Origin of the sequence: Primorskyibacter flagellatus (assembly GCF_014638275.1) — a bacterium.
GTDB classification, from domain to species: Bacteria; Pseudomonadota; Alphaproteobacteria; order Rhodobacterales; family Rhodobacteraceae; genus Pseudooceanicola; species Pseudooceanicola flagellatus_A.
In genome coordinates this window covers 2,481,202-2,496,313 of sequence record NZ_BMFJ01000001.1, presented here as the reverse complement: position 1 = coordinate 2,496,313, position 15,112 = coordinate 2,481,202, and the positions used below count along the sequence as shown (strand labels likewise).

20 protein-coding genes are annotated in these 15,112 nt (G+C 64.8%); 11 read left to right on the top strand and 9 right to left on the bottom strand.

Going from position 1 to position 15,112, the window contains the following annotated elements:
• The 5 genes from IEV87_RS12345 to irr form a co-directional block, all read right to left on the bottom strand.
• A complete protein-coding gene (locus IEV87_RS12345; RefSeq protein ID WP_188477971.1) occupies positions 1-444 on the bottom strand; it encodes a MaoC family dehydratase in 444 nt (147 codons plus the stop codon).
• Positions 444-1,421 carry a threonine ammonia-lyase gene (locus IEV87_RS12340; protein ID WP_188477970.1) on the bottom strand — a complete coding sequence of 326 codons (978 nt, stop codon included), beginning with the start codon at positions 1,419-1,421 and terminating at the stop codon, positions 444-446. Before IEV87_RS12340 ends, IEV87_RS12345 begins: the two co-directional genes overlap by 1 nt.
• Positions 1,418-2,236, bottom strand: a complete 819-nt coding sequence (locus tag IEV87_RS12335) for an alpha/beta fold hydrolase (RefSeq protein WP_188477969.1) — start codon at positions 2,234-2,236, stop codon at positions 1,418-1,420. Before IEV87_RS12335 ends, IEV87_RS12340 begins: the two co-directional genes overlap by 4 nt.
• Positions 2,237-2,238: 2 nt before the next feature.
• Positions 2,239-2,919 (bottom strand): haloacid dehalogenase type II, encoded by a 681-nt coding sequence (locus IEV87_RS12330; RefSeq protein ID WP_188477968.1) that lies wholly within the window; start codon positions 2,917-2,919, stop codon positions 2,239-2,241.
• A 148-nt stretch (positions 2,920-3,067) separates the two neighbouring features.
• On the bottom strand, positions 3,068-3,484 hold the full coding sequence (irr, locus tag IEV87_RS12325) for a Fur family transcriptional regulator Irr (RefSeq protein WP_188477967.1): 417 nt from the start codon (positions 3,482-3,484) through the stop codon (positions 3,068-3,070).
• A 204-nt stretch (positions 3,485-3,688) separates the two neighbouring features.
• Here irr and fabA point away from each other — a divergent pair, with 204 nt between their 5' ends.
• From fabA to IEV87_RS12305, 4 genes are all read left to right on the top strand, one after another.
• Positions 3,689-4,198, top strand: coding sequence for a bifunctional 3-hydroxydecanoyl-ACP dehydratase/trans-2-decenoyl-ACP isomerase (gene fabA, locus IEV87_RS12320; RefSeq protein ID WP_188477966.1), 510 nt, complete (start codon positions 3,689-3,691; stop codon positions 4,196-4,198).
• 22 nt (positions 4,199-4,220) lie between these two features.
• Entirely contained in the window at positions 4,221-5,450 is a 1,230-nt protein-coding gene (fabB, locus tag IEV87_RS12315) for a beta-ketoacyl-ACP synthase I (protein ID WP_188477965.1), read from the top strand.
• Positions 5,451-5,454: 4 nt separating this feature from the next.
• On the top strand, positions 5,455-6,243 hold the full coding sequence (locus IEV87_RS12310) for an enoyl-ACP reductase FabI (RefSeq protein WP_188477964.1): 789 nt from the start codon (positions 5,455-5,457) through the stop codon (positions 6,241-6,243).
• Positions 6,244-6,444: 201 nt separating this feature from the next.
• Positions 6,445-7,125 (top strand): FAD-binding oxidoreductase, encoded by a 681-nt coding sequence (locus tag IEV87_RS12305; protein ID WP_188477963.1) that lies wholly within the window; start codon positions 6,445-6,447, stop codon positions 7,123-7,125.
• A 68-nt stretch (positions 7,126-7,193) separates the two neighbouring features.
• On the opposite strand, the gene IEV87_RS12300 is transcribed toward IEV87_RS12305, so the two are convergent.
• A complete protein-coding gene (locus tag IEV87_RS12300) occupies positions 7,194-8,063 on the bottom strand; it encodes a hypothetical protein (RefSeq protein ID WP_188477962.1) in 870 nt (289 codons plus the stop codon).
• 115 nt (positions 8,064-8,178) lie between these two features.
• Between IEV87_RS12300 and miaB the strand changes: the two genes are divergently transcribed.
• The 5 genes from miaB to IEV87_RS12275 all read left to right on the top strand — a co-directional run bounded on the left by miaB (position 8,179) and on the right by IEV87_RS12275 (position 12,332).
• Entirely contained in the window at positions 8,179-9,498 is a 1,320-nt protein-coding gene (gene miaB / locus IEV87_RS12295) for a tRNA (N6-isopentenyl adenosine(37)-C2)-methylthiotransferase MiaB (protein ID WP_188477961.1), read from the top strand.
• Positions 9,499-9,728: 230 nt separating this feature from the next.
• The gene (locus IEV87_RS12290) at positions 9,729-10,085 is read left to right on the top strand and encodes a hypothetical protein (RefSeq protein WP_188477960.1); all 357 of its coding nucleotides are present in this window, start codon (positions 9,729-9,731) and stop codon (positions 10,083-10,085) included.
• Positions 10,086-10,286: 201 nt separating this feature from the next.
• Positions 10,287-10,853: an OmpA family protein gene (locus IEV87_RS12285; protein ID WP_188478429.1), complete on the top strand. Its 567-nt coding sequence runs from the start codon at positions 10,287-10,289 to the stop codon at positions 10,851-10,853.
• A gap of 14 nt (positions 10,854-10,867) precedes the next feature.
• Positions 10,868-11,197: a hypothetical protein gene (locus IEV87_RS12280; RefSeq protein ID WP_188477959.1), complete on the top strand. Its 330-nt coding sequence runs from the start codon at positions 10,868-10,870 to the stop codon at positions 11,195-11,197.
• A 121-nt stretch (positions 11,198-11,318) separates the two neighbouring features.
• A complete protein-coding gene (locus IEV87_RS12275) occupies positions 11,319-12,332 on the top strand; it encodes a PhoH family protein (protein ID WP_188477958.1) in 1,014 nt (337 codons plus the stop codon).
• A 34-nt stretch (positions 12,333-12,366) separates the two neighbouring features.
• Here the strand turns inward: IEV87_RS12275 and IEV87_RS12270 are convergent, their stop codons facing one another.
• Positions 12,367-12,786: a response regulator transcription factor gene (locus tag IEV87_RS12270; protein WP_188477957.1), complete on the bottom strand. Its 420-nt coding sequence runs from the start codon at positions 12,784-12,786 to the stop codon at positions 12,367-12,369.
• A 194-nt stretch (positions 12,787-12,980) separates the two neighbouring features.
• On the opposite strand from IEV87_RS12270, the gene IEV87_RS12265 reads away from it, so the two are divergent.
• A complete protein-coding gene (locus tag IEV87_RS12265) occupies positions 12,981-13,229 on the top strand; it encodes a hypothetical protein (RefSeq protein WP_188477956.1) in 249 nt (82 codons plus the stop codon).
• Between the two features lie 5 nt (positions 13,230-13,234).
• Here IEV87_RS12265 and IEV87_RS23040 read toward each other — a convergent pair whose 3' ends face one another.
• Complete coding sequence (locus IEV87_RS23040) at positions 13,235-14,155, bottom strand: SRPBCC domain-containing protein (protein WP_188477955.1); 921 nt, start codon at positions 14,153-14,155, stop codon at positions 13,235-13,237.
• The gene (locus IEV87_RS12255) at positions 14,152-14,493 is read right to left on the bottom strand and encodes an ArsR/SmtB family transcription factor (protein WP_188477954.1); all 342 of its coding nucleotides are present in this window, start codon (positions 14,491-14,493) and stop codon (positions 14,152-14,154) included. The genes IEV87_RS23040 and IEV87_RS12255 overlap by 4 nt, the downstream gene beginning before the upstream one ends.
• A 109-nt stretch (positions 14,494-14,602) precedes the next feature.
• On the opposite strand from IEV87_RS12255, the gene ybeY reads away from it, so the two are divergent.
• Positions 14,603-15,097, top strand: coding sequence for an rRNA maturation RNase YbeY (ybeY, locus tag IEV87_RS12250; RefSeq protein ID WP_188477953.1), 495 nt, complete (start codon positions 14,603-14,605; stop codon positions 15,095-15,097).
• The last annotated feature ends 15 nt before the right edge of the window (positions 15,098-15,112 follow it).

Sequence of the window (15,112 nt, the reverse complement as noted above, 5' to 3'; positions counted from 1 at the left end):
TCAAATGCCGGGGCGGCACCGCAACAGATGTGTGATTGCATAGGTCAGCACGACCTCGCCCGTCTGGTTCGTCACCGTATAGTCGATGACGATCCGCCCCCGGTCAGGGCGGGAGGCAGAGCGCGTGACCTCCGTCACCTCTCCGGTGACGCCGATCAGGTCGCCCGGTCGCACCGGCTTCAGCCAGCGAATCCGGTCCATGCCGGACGATCCCATTGAGGATTCGTTGAACACCTCGGCCTTCAGCGTCAGCGCGAAGGCGACGGCGCAGGTCTGCAGCCCGCTGGCGATGATCCCGCCGTAGATCGATTGCGCGGCGGCCTCCGGGTCCACGTGGAAGGGCTGGGGGTCGTAGACGCGGGCGTAGTCCACGATTTCTGATTCGCTCAGCGCGCGCACCGGTGTCTCGAAACGGTATCCGACCTCGAAATCTTCGAAATACATCAGGCCGATCCGTAGCTGGTCAGCGCCCGGTTGAACATCGCCGGATCCACGTTCCCGCCCGAGATGACCGCGATCACTGTATCGCCCTCGATTTCTTCCGTTCGGAGAAGCGCCGCCGCCAGCGCCACCGCGCCGCCCGGCTCCGCCACCAGCTTGAGCCGCAGGAAGGCGAGCGCCATGGCCCTCAGCGCCTCTTCATCCGACACCGCCAGACCCGGACCGCACAGGCGGCTGAGGATCGGAAAGGTGATGTCGCCGGGGCGCGGGGTCACGATGGCATCGCAGATCGACCCGTCCATCCGGTTGTTCGACTGGATCGATCCGGCGGCGAGAGAGCGTTTCACGTCGTCGAACCCCTCCGGCTCCACGGGCCGAACGCGCAGGCCCGGCGCATGTCCCTCAAGTGCCAGCGCGATGCCCGAAGTCAGGCCGCCGCCACCGCAGCAGACCAGCACCTCGGCCTCCGTCACACCCGCCTCTGCCGCCTGTGCCGCGATTTCCAGACCCACGGTGCCCTGTCCGGCGATCACCAGCGGTTCGTCATAGGGCTTGACCAGCGTCAGCCCGCGCTCTGTCGCCAGGGTCGTGCCAAGCGCCTCCCGGTCCTCCGTCGCGCGATCATAGAGCACAACCTCCGCGCCCAGTGCCGCCGTGTTCGCCCGTTTCAGCGCCGGCGCATCGGCGGGCATCAGGATGACGGAGGGCGCGCCATGCGCCGACGCCGCCCACGCCACACCCTGCGCATGGTTGCCTGAGGAGAACCCCATGACGCCCTTGCGCCGCAGGTCGGGGTCCATCGCCGACAGCGCCGACCAGGCCCCGCGCGCCTTGAAGCTGCCGGTGTGCTGAAGGCATTCGGCCTTCACGAAGACCCGCCGCCCGGCGATGTCGTCCAGAAAGGGCGAAGACAGAAGAGGGGTGCGCCGCAGGTGCCCGTCAAGGCGCCCGGCGGCGGCTTCGATCATGTCGAGGTTCATGCAAGCTGTTCTTTCCAGGCTCTCAGCGCGGCCAGCGCCTCGGGTTCATCCAGGAAAGGGATATGCCCGCGATCCGGGACGGTTGCAACGATGGCGCCGGGATGGCGGCGGGCCATTTCCGCCACCGTTTCAGCGCTCAGCAGGTCCGAATTCGCGCCGTGGATGATGGCCAGCGGCATTCCCTCCATCGCGGCGAACAGCGGCCAGGCATCGGCCTGAGGGGCGTCGAACCCCGGCGCCACCGCGTCGCGCAGCTTCGGGTCGTAATTGTTGCGCAGCCCCGTGGTCGTCTCGACCGAGGTGTGGGAAAGATAGGCGATCCAGCGATCCTCCGGCACGCCGGGGAATTTCGGGTCGATCATGCGCGCCTGTGCGAATTCGCCGTGCGTGTAATAATGCGGATGCTTCCCGAGGTAGGTCTTGATCGCCTCCAGCCCCGCGCGTTCGATCACCGGCCCGACATCGTTCAGCGCCACCCCGCGCAGCCGGTCCCCGGCCGTCGCGGCGAGGTACATCGCGATGATCCCCCCGCGCGAGGTGCCGAGCACGGCCGCCTTGTCGATTCCCAGCACATCAAGCAGTTCCAGCGCGTCGGTGGCCTCCGTCGGGACGTCATAGCTCAGGTAGCTGGCCCAGTCCGACCGCCCCCGCCCGCGATAGTCCATCCGGATCACCCGGAAGCCCGACAGGTGCGGCAGAACGAAATCGAAGTCCCGCGCGTTGCGCGTTAGCCCCGACAGGCAGAGCAGGGGTATGCCGTCCCCCGTCACATCGTAGTATATCTTGGTTCCGTCGGCGGCACTGAAATGGGGCAAGGTTAGTCCTCAATGTCTGGAATTCCGGAAAGGTCTGAAAGCACGTAATCTGGCTGACCCGGCAGACGGTCCATCGGGACGCCCTGCCGGTTCACCCAGGCGGTTGAAAACCCGTAGGACCTGGCCGAAGCCGCATCCCAACCATTTGATGAAACAAAAAGAATTTCGCCCGGGTCCAGCGACAGGGCCTGCCCGACAAGGTCGTAGACACGGGACGCGGGCTTGAACACGCCGACCCGGTCGACCGACAGCACCACGTCCAGCAGATCACCGATCCCGGCAGAGCGGACGGCATCCGCCAGCATCCCTTCAGACCCGTTCGACAGGATGCCGGTCCGGCGGCCCTGTGTGCGAAGCGCTTTCAGCATCGCGGGAACCTCCGGATAGGCGGACAGCTCGCGATAAAGCTGCAACAGGCGGTCGCGCAGGGCCGGGTCGGTCAGACCCTGCGCCTCAAGCGCCCAGTCCAGCCCGTCCTGCGTGACCTGCCAGAAATCGCAGTGCGCTCCGGTGATCGCGCGCAGCCAGGAATATTCCAGTTGCTTGCGCCGCCAGTCCTCCGCCAGCGCGGGCCAGACAGAGGCGAGGCGTTCGCGACCGGGTTCCCCCGCCGCTTCACGCGCGGCGGCGCTGACGTCGAATAGGGTGCCGTACGCGTCGAATATGCAGGCTTTCAAGGGCATTGGACCTCCGTTGGAAACAATACCAGCCCGAACGATTCAGGGAAGCCGGTTTCCGTGCAAACGCGCCCTCCAAATGCGCACGCCGGACGGGAACGGGCCGGAGGCACCGCCGGACCGGATGAACCGGGACGTCAGAATGGCGAGACGATCAGCGGCGGCGCAGGCGGATGACCACGTCGACCTTGGACAGTTCCGCACCCTCGGGCACCTTGGGCAGGCGGGCGATCTCGAGCTCCTCGGCCGGGGCGTCGGTCAGCTGACCGGAGTCTTCCCAGTAGAAATGCGGATGGTCGTGGGTGTTGGTGTCGAAATAGCTTTTCGACCCGTCCACCGTGATTTCCTGCATCAGCCCCGCCTCGCAGAAGGCGCGCAGCGTGTTGTAGACCGTTGCCAGCGACACCGACTGCCCGCTGTCCTGCGCGGCGGCGAACAGGCTTTCCGCCGTGACGTGACGGTTCTTGCCGTCGCCGACCAGCAGTTCCGCCAGCAGCGCGCGCTGCCGCGTCGGGCGCAGCCCGCCGTGGGTCAGCCATGCAAAGCCGTTGGTCTGAAGCGTGTCGGTCATAGGGGCACTCTCTCCGGTCGTTGGCCACTATATTTCCATCGGCCCGTGATTTTCAACGCCTTTGCCCGGATTCGCCCGATGAACTCTCCGGGACTGAGGCGGAAACGCCTCCCTCCGTCCGCCTGCACCCCCGCCCTTGCATGGCGCGGGACCCGGGTGCTAGAGGGGGCGGAGTTTTTGCCACTTGGGAAAGGTGCCGCCTGCATGGCCGACTATCCGTCCAGCTTCGACCGGGAAGATCTGCTGAAATGCGCGCGCGGAGAGCTGTTCGGCCCCGGCAACGCCCAGCTTCCCGAACCGCCGATGCTGATGATGGACCGGATCACCGACATCAGCGGCGACGGCGGCCTGCATGGCAAGGGGCATGTTGTTGCGGAATTCGACATCCGCCCCGATCTCTGGTTCTTTGACTGCCATTTCCCCGGCAACCCGATCATGCCCGGCTGCCTTGGCCTTGACGGGCTCTGGCAGCTGACCGGCTTCAATCTCGGCTGGCGCGGCTGGCAGGGACGCGGCTATGCTCTGGGCGTCGGCGAGGTGAAGCTGACCGGCATGGTGCGGCCCGACCGCAAGATGCTGACCTACCACGTGGATTTCACCAAGGCGATCCAGACCCGCCGCCTGACCATGGGCGTCGCCGACGGCAGGGTTGAAGCGGACGGCGAGGAAATTTACGTGGTGAAGGACATGAAGGTCGCTCTGTCCGAGAGCTGACCAAGGGTTAGGGGAGGGCGCCATGCGCCGAGTCGTCGTCACCGGTCTGGGCATCGTGTCCTCGATCGGGAACACTGCCGAAGAGGTCCTGTCGTCGCTCAAGGCGGGCAAATCCGGCATCGTCGCCTCTCCGGAGATGGCGGAGCACGGCTTCCGGTCGCGCGTGGCCGGTACGCTCAAGATCGACCCCTCCGAACATATCGACAAGCGCACCCTGCGCTTCATGGGCCCCGGCGCCGCCTATTCCTACATCGCCATGCAGCAGGCCATCGCCGACGCGGGGCTTGAGGAATCCGACATAGTGAACCCGCGGACCGGCGTCGTCGCCGGATCCGGCGGACCCTCGACCTCCGCCATGTTCGCGGCGCACCAGACGGTCCTGTCCTCGGGCGCGACAAAGCGGATCGGGCCGTTTGCCGTACCCAAGGCGATGTCCTCGACCGTGTCGGCGAACCTGTCGACGGCGTTCAAGATCAAGGGCATCAACTACTCCATCACCTCCGCGTGCTCGACCTCACTGCACTGCATCGGCAACGCGGCCGAACAGATCATGATGGGCAAGCAGGACGTTATGTTCGCTGGCGGCGGAGAGGAACTGGACTGGACCCTGTCCTGCCTGTTCGATGCCATGGGCGCGATGTCCTCCAAGTACAACGACACGCCCGAAAAGGCCTCCCGCGCCTTTGACGCCAATCGGGACGGCTTTGTCATCTCCGGCGGCGGCGGCATCGTGGTGCTCGAAGAACTGGAGCATGCCAAGGCCCGCGGCGCGAAGATCTACGCCGAGGTCACGGGCTACGCCGCGACCTCCGACGGGCACGACATGGTCGCGCCATCGGGCGAGGGCGGGGAGCGGGCGATGCGCCTCGCGCTGTCCACCCTGCCCGAAGGTCGGACGGTCGGCTATATCAACGCCCATGGCACCTCCACTCCCGTCGGCGACGTGGGCGAGGTGGAGGCCGTGCGCCGCGTCTTCGGAAACGAGGCGACGCCGCCGATCAGCTCCACCAAGTCGATGACCGGGCATGCCCAGGGGGCGGCGGGCGCGCTCGAGGCGATCTTCTGCCTGCTGATGCTCGACAAGGATTTCATCACCCCGTCGATCAATGTCGAAACGCTCGACCCCGCGCTGGAACCGGCAGAGATCGCAACGGCTTACGTCGAAAACGCGGGACTCGACACGGTGATGACCAACAGCTTCGGCTTCGGCGGGACCAACGGGTCCATGCTGCTGAGCCGCTATCACGGATAATCCAATGACCGGACAATTGCAGGGCAAACGCGGGCTCATCATGGGCGTGGCGAACGACCGCTCCATCGCGTGGGGCATCGCGCAGGCCATGGCGGCGGCGGGGGCCGAACTGGCGTTCTCCTACCAGGGGGAAGCCTTCGGCAAGCGTGTCCTGCCGCTGGCCCAGAGTCTTGGAAGCGACTTCATCGTGGACATGGATGTGACCGACGATGCCTCCCTCGACCGGGGGTTCAGGGAGCTCAAGGCGAAATGGCCGACGATCGACTTCATCGTGCATGCCATCGCCTATTCCAACAAGGATGAGCTTGCCGGACGCTTCATCAACACGACGCGCGCCAACTTCAAGAATTCGCTGGATATCTCCTGCTATTCCCTGATCGAGGTGTCGCGCCGTGCGGCCCCCCTGATGAGGGACGGCGGCACCGTTCTGACCTTGACCTACCAGGGGTCGACCCGCGTGACACCCTATTACAACGTCATGGGCGTGGCCAAGGCGGCGCTTGAGGCGGCGGTGCGATACCTCGCCAACGACCTCGGCCCGGACGGGATCCGCGTCAACGCGATCTCTCCCGGCCCGATGAAGACGCTGGCCGGGGCCGCGATTTCCGGCGCCCGCAAGACCTTCCGCCAGACAGAGGCGAACGCCCCCCTGCGCGCCAATGCCACGCTCGAGGCGGTTGGCGGCACGGCGGTTTACCTCGCTTCCGACGCCGGGGCCTACACGACCGGAGAGATCATCCGCGTCGATGGCGGCTACCACGTGCTCGGCATGCCGCAGCCGGAGAACCTGTAGGGTCGGCGTCGAACGCCAGTGCCCTGTCATCCTCGTCTCCGACCCGAGGATCCTCTGGCCGACGTACGGGACTGCATGAGAACCTCGGAACCAGTCCGCGGGTGACGTGGCACCGCCCCGCGCGGCTTCACCTCCTCTCGGGGCAAGGTGAAGTGGGAACCACAGCCGCGCCGCCCCCGTTCTCCCCAAAGGAGAACGCAGATGTCCCGTACCCTGACCCTGAAAAAGATCGAACCCGTTACACCTGACACGCACCGCCTCTGGTTCGAGAAGCCCGACGACCTTGACTACACCCCCGGCCAGGCCATCGACCTCGCGCTGGACCGCGACAACTGGCGGGAGGAAAAACGACCCTTCACCCCGGTCTCCCTTCCCGGTGAGGATACGCTGCAGTTCGTCATCAAATCCTATCCCGACCACAACGGCGTGACCGAACAGATCGGCCGGATGCAGCCCGGCGACCGTATCCTGATCGACGATCCCTGGGGCGCGATCAGCGACGAGGGGCCGGGCTGGTTCATCGCCGGCGGGGCGGGCGTCACACCCTTCGTCGCCATCCTCCGCCAGCGGCTTGAGGAGCGCGGGACCCTGTCCGGCAGTACGCTGATCTTCTCCAACAAGACGGAGAAGGACATCATCCTGCGCGATACCTTCGACGCCATGCCGGGCCTGAAGACAGTCTACACGGTGACCGGCGACCCCGATCCGTCGCCCGGGATCGAAACCCGCAGGATCGACCGCGCCTTTCTGGCCGATCACGTCGACCCGAAGACCGGCAGGTTCTACGTCTGCGGCCCCGAGCCGATGATCGAGGATGTGGTAAAGGCGTTGAAAGACCTCGGAGTCGGCGACAGTCGGATCGTGGTCGAAGACCTCGACTGAGCCGTCGCACGGGTGGCCTCCTGCGGCCATCGTCGGACTTGATCCGAGGATCTCAGGCCCCTCAGCCCTCAGAACCACTGCCCTGGCTCCATCAGCCCGAGGTCGAGGAGCTGTCGCGACTGCCACTCAAACGGGGCGGAGTTGTGCCAGCGGAAGTTCCCGATCTCGTATGTAGATCCCGGGTTCCGCTTCAGCGCCTTGGCCACCCGGAAGGAACAGATCGTCGCAGTCAGGTTGTTGTGCCACTTGCAGGCGTAGGTGTTGTATTCCTCGTCGTCGAAGGTGAAGTCCGGCAACAGCGTCAGCCCCGGCCGCGCCCGGAACAGGGATATCCGGTCGATCCGGCGGCGGTTGTGGGGCACGTGCTCCTCGTACCGCCAGCGCAGGCCGCCGAAGAAATCCAGTTGACGCTCCTTCGGGTGATAGTGGTTGGCGGCGTCCTTGCGGGCCAGCGCGTAATAGCCCGACTTGTCCAGCCAGGCGTCCTCCAGCGACACCGCATCCGGCGCGGCGTCGAGGTCCCCGGCGTAAAGGTCGACCACGTAGGTCAGCATGGCATCACGCCGCTCTTCGGTATGGAAGGCCAGCATCTCGCCCACGCTGCGGGTCTCGCAGAACGGATGGAACAGGTATTCGGCGTTGTAGCAGTAGTAAAGCCAGGCGCCCGGCGCGATGGCGATCATCCGGTTGACGGCCGCCTCCAGCGACTCCCCCCGCGTCAGGTCGTAATCCACCCTTTCGATCCGCGCGTCGAGCCTGGGGTCGATCCGGAATTCAGGATGCGCCAGCAGCACCACGCAGCGGAATCCGGCGTCCAGATGGTGTCGCAGCGTGCTGTCGATCTCCACCGGATCCTCGGCAAAGATCATTGCCGACGGGCCGCGCAGGAAGGCCTCCGGCTTGGCCGAGAGAAAGGCCGACAGGGTATTGAAACGCATGAACTTGTCCGGGTTGTCTTGCCTGCCCGGAGAGTCCCGTCTTTTGCCCCGCATTGCAAGAGGCGGCGCTTTCGGCTACCCAGCCCCAGATCCCCGATACGAATTGAGCCCGCCCATGACGCCGCCCCGCAAGCTGTTCATCAAGACCTATGGCTGCCAGATGAACGTCTATGACAGCGAACGCATGGCCGAGGCGCTTGGCTCCAACGGCTACGTCGAGGTCGGCGCGCCGGAGGAGGCGGACATGATCCTCCTCAACACCTGCCACATCCGCGAACGCGCGGCCGAGAAGATCTATTCCGAACTCGGCCGCTACCGCGAATTGAAGGATGCGAAGCCCGACCTCAAGATCGGTGTCGCCGGCTGCGTCGCGCAGGCCGAGGGCGCGGAGATCATGCGCCGCCAGCCCATGGTCGACCTCGTCGTCGGCCCGCAGAGCTATCACCGCCTGCCCGAGATGGAGGCGCGCGCGGGGGGGCGCGAGAAGGTCATCGACACCGACTTTCCCGAAGAGGACAAGTTTGCCCACCTTGTCGCCCGGCCCAAGGCGAAACGGGGGCCGACCGCCTTCCTGACAGTGCAGGAGGGCTGCGACAAGTTCTGCGCCTTCTGCGTCGTGCCCTACACCCGCGGGGCCGAGGTCTCCCGCCCTGCCGCCCGCGTGCTGGCCGAGGCGCGCGATCTGGTTGACCGTGGCGTGCGCGAGATCACCCTGCTCGGCCAGAACGTCAACGCCTATCACGGCGAGGGGCCGGAGGGGGGCGACTGGACCCTGGCCCGGCTGATCCGTGAACTGGCCGAAATCGACGGGCTTATCCGCATCCGGTATACCACCAGCCACCCGAACGACATGGACGACGACCTGATCGCCGCCCATGGCGACTGCCCGGTTCTGATGCCCTACCTGCACCTGCCCGTGCAGTCCGGGTCCGACCGCATCCTCAAGCGCATGAACCGGTCCCACACGCGCGACAGCTATCTCCGGCTGATCGACCGCATCCGCGCGGCCCGGCCCGACATCCTGATGACCTCGGACTTCATCACCGGCTTTCCGGAGGAGACCGACGCCGATTTCCGCGATACCCTGAACCTGATCGAACAGGTCGGTTACGGCGCCGCCTACAGCTTCAGGTATTCCTCGCGTCCCGGCACTCCGGCGGCAGAACGCCCGCAAGTGCCGGAGGACGTGTCGACCGCCCGCCTGCACGAACTTCAGGCGCTTATCACCCGCCAGCAGCGCGCCACGCAGGACGCCATGGTCGGGCGCGAGGTCGGCGTGCTGATCGAACGCGCCGGGCGGCTGCCGGGCCAGATGGCGGGCAAGTCGGACCACCTGCATGCCGTCCACGTGCAGACCGCCGCCGCGCCGGGCACACTCCTGCGCGTGCGGGTGACGGAAAGCGGGCCGAACTCGCTCGCCGCAGAGGCGGTCTGAGTCGGCACACTTCGGGTTCTTTAACGGGCGGAGGGTCAGCCAGACTGCGCCGTGCGCCTGATCCGAAACAGTGCTGGTCGAACAGGCCTTACTGTTTCCGCGTGCGCGACAAGATTGCGGTATTGCAGAATTCGCATCTCACTCCGACAGCCTGTGCGCTAGAACGTTAACCATTAATTAACGTTTGATCCGGGCGCGGCTTCGCGCCCGCACAATCGAAAGGCATTGCCATGAAGTCCCTCCTGATTGCTGCTGCCGTCGTTCTCGGGCTGGCCCCGGCGGTCTCTGCCCACGAAACCCGCCTCGTCTACCGTTACGTCTTCCAGACCGGCCACGTCATCACTGTCGGCTGCTGGCGCGGACCGTGGAAAGAGGTGATCTGGGATCGCCCTGAACCGGTCTTCCTCGATGACCTCGTGCGGATCGGCTACGACTATCCGACGGCACAGGCCATCGCCAACCGGATCTGCCGCGACCAGAGCCTCGTCGGCAACAAGGAGGGGCTGAAGGCGGAGATGCTGCGCATCTACTACGATTCGACTGTATACCGCCGTGCCTCTGGCAAACCGACCTACATCCTGAATTGATCGGGCCCCTTCCGCAGATGCGGTGTGGGTGCCGGTCGTTTCCTTTGCAATTTATGCGCACCCGGCCACAATATGTGGTGGAAATATCTTCACAACTCGACTCAAACGGTTAAGGTGACATTACAAAACAACGCCTGGGTCCGATTTGCCGCCGAAAGGTGCGGACCCCCGGGGGGAAGCAAAGGGAACATAGTGGTGAAGATGGATTTCGAAGCCGCCGGAAAGATGCTCAAGGGGATTGCTGCCGCTGCCCTGTGCATGGTTTCGGTGTCGGGTCCCGCGCTTGCTCAGCAGACGGGCAGGGGCTGGAACGAAAAGTACGTGCCGACGATCTGGGTTGATCCGGACGGGTGCGAACACTGGGTAATGGACGACGGCCTCGAAGGCTACATGGACAACCACCTGACGCGTCAGGGTCTGCCGGTCTGCCACCGCCGCAACGTCTGCGGCGTGATGAACACCGACCAGTTTTTCGCCACCGACAAGTATTACATCTCCCCGGCGAACCAGCAGCGTCTGGCGCAGTTCTTCCAGAGCTCCACCGCCACCGCCTTCATAATCGCCGGCCACACCGACAGTCGCGCCTCGGATGAATACAACATCCGCCTGTCTTACAACCGCGCCACCGCCGTCGCCAAGGTCGCCGCCGCAACCGGCGCGAACGTGGTGGACGTGCGCGGCTATGGCGAACGGATGCCTGTCGCCTCGAACAACACGCACGCGGGCATGGCGCAGAACCGCCGCGTCGAAATCATCTGCATCCAGTGAGCGGGGGACCAGCCATGACCATCACCAAGCTCTTCCTCGGATGTGCAATGATCGCCGGGGTCGCCGCCTGCGGCCACCCCAGCCCGACCCCGGACTACAAGGGCGTCGACCGCGGTATCGGTGCCAAGCATCTGTCCCAGCTTCAGGCCGGGATCTGGATCGACCCGAACGGCTGCGACCACTGGATCATCGATGACGGCGCCGAGGGCTATCTCTCGTCCCGGCTCGATCCCTATGGCAAGCCGGTCTGCTCCGGCACGGCGCCGCCGAACACCGCCACGGGCGGCTTCAAACGCGGCGGCGATCTTTTCGATCCCCGGACCGGAACGAGGCCGCAGGGCTGACGTGCCAGCCGGTCGCGCATATCCAGCAAATCCATGCCGCAGGTTTACACCTGCGGCATTTTTCGTTTCCCGCGCCGTCGGCGCTTCCCTAGACTGCCAGTACCAACCGTAGGAGTCTTTATTGGCCGCCACACTGCTGCCCCCCCGCGACACGACCCCGCCGCTCGCCGAGGTCGCCGTTGAATTCCCGGACAACTTCCTGCTGATCGAACTGTGTGGAGAGTTCGACCGCAATCTCGCCGAAATCGAACAGAAGCTGTCTGTCCAGATCCTGCGCCGCGGCAACCACCTTGTCGCCATGGGCGAAAAGCCCGCCGCGGACGAGGCGATCCAGGTCCTGCGCAAGCTCTACGCCCGGCTCGAGGCAGGCCGCCCCGTCGGCAGCGCCGATATCGACCGCGAACTGCGCATGCCCGGCGCCGAACCCGAACGCGCCAGCCGCGACGGGTCGCAGATGGAGATGTTCCGGGGCGGACAGGTCGAAATCAAGACGCGCAAGAAGGTCGTCGAACCGCGCACAGAGGCGCAGAAGGCCTATGTCGCCAACCTGTTCCAACATGAACTTGCCTTTGGCATCGGCCCCGCCGGGACCGGCAAAACCTATCTCGCCGTGGCTGTTGGAGTGTCCATGTTCATCGACGGGCTGGTCGACAAGATCATCCTCTCCCGTCCGGCGGTCGAGGCGGGCGAAAAGCTCGGCTACCTGCCCGGAGACATGAAGGACAAGGTCGATCCCTACATGCAGCCGCTCTACGACGCGCTCAACGACTTCCTGCCCGGCAAGCAACTGGCCAAGATGATGGAGGAGAAGGTGATCGAGATCGCCCCGCTCGCCTTCATGCGCGGCCGCACCCTGTCCCACGCCTTCGTGGTGCTGGACGAGGCGCAGAACGCCACGACCATGCAGATGAAGATGTTCCTCACCCGCCTGGGCGAGGGGTCGCGCATGGTCATCACCGGCGACCGCAGCCAGGTCGACCTGCCGCGCGGCATGCCCTCGGGTCTTGCGGATGCGGAACGTCTGCTCGGCGGGATCGACAAGATCAGCTTCAACTACTTCACCTCCAAGGACGTCGTGCGTCACCCGCTGGTGGCGCGGATCATCGAGGCCTACGAGGCAGACGAGTCGAAGTGATGGAAAGGCCGGGCCGCCCCGGCGGTACCGGCCTCTAGCGCCGGTATCTGGACGTGGGCGGCATGGTCCGGGTCGCCGCCTGTCCCAAAGTCTCGCCCAGCCCCGCCGCATGCAGCAGGTCGTCGACCGCCACCGGCTTGGAAAACCAGGTAAGGTTCGCGGGAAGTCCGGCCATCTCCTCCGCGTCCAGCGCAGAGACGGCAATGGTCGGGAAGCTCTGCGCCGCCAGCAGGTTGAGCGCATCGAGCGTGTCGAAATCCAGCCGCGCGACATCGATGATCGCCGCGGCCGGTGCAATATGTCCGGTATCTGCCGGGGGGCTGCGCATAACGACCGCCCTAAACCCGTTGAAGTTCAGGGACATCTCCAGGTCCATGGAGAAGACCTGATCATCGCTGATGATCAGGATATGCGTGCCCGCCGGCCATCTGCCGGCTGTGAGTCTCTGATCCATTGATGTGTTCCCCTTTCCATCAATATCGGGGCCGGGTGGGGAAATACAATTTAGAATCATGCACTTGAATGAGTATTATGGGGGCAGTTAGCCGAATAATCGTTTTGATAAACCACTACTATTGAGCAGCATGACAAATCATCGCAATGCGCTTATTTTACTCATAGGATGGCGTTGAGGCAGGAGAGAGCTGCATGCCCGAAGGATCGTCCAAGCGTCTGGAACGTCTGCAGATTATGCTGACAGACGACGAACTCCGTGCGCTTGATGACTGGAGGTTCAAGTTGCGCATGCCTAGCCGGTCCGCTGCCGTGCGTGAACTCCTCCGCCGCGGACTGGCGGCAGAGGGGTACTACACGCAGGCGGAAAGCGGCTCACCTTCGTCCGATTTCGGTATACTGGATGATACGTCCCTGCGCAGCGATCCCGACCAGCACGACTGAAAGGCTCAGATCGTGCGCGCTGTGGCCTCCAGTTTCGCCAGTGTTTCGTAACCCTTCTCCAGCGCCCCGAACTGCATCGCCGCCGCGGCGGGCATGTCGGTAAAGGTCATCCGCATGGTGATCCGCGTGCCGCCCGCTACCGGCGCGAAACCAACCACGACATCCGCATGGTGGCGCATGTCGTCAAAACCGCTCAGCCGGTAGGTCAGGCGCTTCTCCGGCTCCATTTCACCGAATTCGTGCAGGTTGGGGAACCGCTGCCCCTCGCCGACCATGGTAAAGCGCCAGTGCCCGCCGGGGCAGATGTCGATGCTCTGCGTCTCGCAGTGATAGCCGTCAGGCCCGAACCACTTGGGCAACAGCACCGGGTCGGTCCAGGCCCGCCAGGCGACGGCGACGGGCACGTCGATCTGCCGCGTCAGCAGGATTTCGTGTTCGGGCTTCGGACCGGCCAACGCCGTGGCCGAGGCGCCAAGCTGGTCGGTCGCGATCCCCCAGCCCTCGAAGAAGCCCATGGTGTCGTGCTTCTCGCGCGTCTCGGGGTTGATGTGGCGCACCAGCACTTCATACGTCGTGCCGCCATCCGGCGCGTCCGAAAAGGTAAGGATTGCGGTCATGAAGGGCGCCGGGTTCATGATCCACCCCGGCGCGTAGCTGTCCGAAAACACCAGTCTCCGCGTCTGCTGCACCTCAAGCACCACGCCGGGGAAATCCGAAACCACCCCGTCTACGTTCATCTTCGTCCGGAAGCTGCCGCCGGGCCGCAGGTCGATCTCGGCCTCTTCGACCCTGTGGGGCGCGGGCATGAACCATTGTTTCAGCAGCGCCGGATCGGTCCAGCAGGCCCAGACCAGATCACGCGGGGCGGCCAGCGTTCGGGTAAAGGAGAGGTCGGTTTCCGGGTTCGGGGTCAGCGTCGAAATCATTCGTTCGGGTCCTTGGCAAGTTGCGTGACAAAGGCGTCGAACCGGTCCAGCCGCGCCTCCCACAGGTGTTTCTGCGCCGCCAGCCAGTCGCGCGCCGGGGCGAAGGCACCGGGCACAAGCGCGCAGGTCCTGACACGCCCGTCCTTGTCGGAGGAGATCATGCCTGCGTTCTCCAGCTTCTTCAGATGCTCCATGAAGGAGGGCAGGGCCATCGCGAAGGGCCGGGCAAGTTCGGTGACGGAGAGGGGGCCTGCGGCCAGCCGCTCCAGGATCGCCCTTCGGGTCGGATCCCCGAGGGCGAGAAAGACGTGATCGAGATCGGTTTGATGTTTAGCCATATCCCTAACTATTCCGGCGGCGCCGAGTCGCGCAAGCAGAAAGTTAGGTTATTTCCTAACTGAAATCCGCCATCTTGCCGGTTCCGCGCGGCGGGGTTAGCCCTTCACCATGACAATCGACGTGATGACAGAAGACGACCGCTGGACCGGGCTGGAGCTGGAACGCCTGGCCACCCGTGCCTCTGACGCGGCGCTGGCGCACCTCGGTCTCGACCCGGAGGCATGGGACATTGCCCTGCTGGCCTGCGGCGACACCCGTATCGCCGCGCTCAACGCCGATTTCCGTGGCAAGCCGACGCCGACCAACGTGCTGTCCTGGCCGTCCGAGGAACGCGCGGCGGAAGAGGATGGTGGCACCCCCGACCTCCCCGAACCTGACGGCGATACGGAACTGGGCGACATCGCTATTGCCTGGGAAACATGTGTGCGAGAGGCGGAAGATGCGGGAAAACCGCTCACGGACCACGTGACCCACCTGATCGTTCATGCGGTCCTGCATCTTCTGGGCTATGATCACGAAAGTGACCTTGATGCCACTTTGATGGAACGAAAAGAGGTCGAAATACTTGGCAAACTGGGTCTACCCGACCCATATGAGACCTAGCAGGGCTGAAAGCCC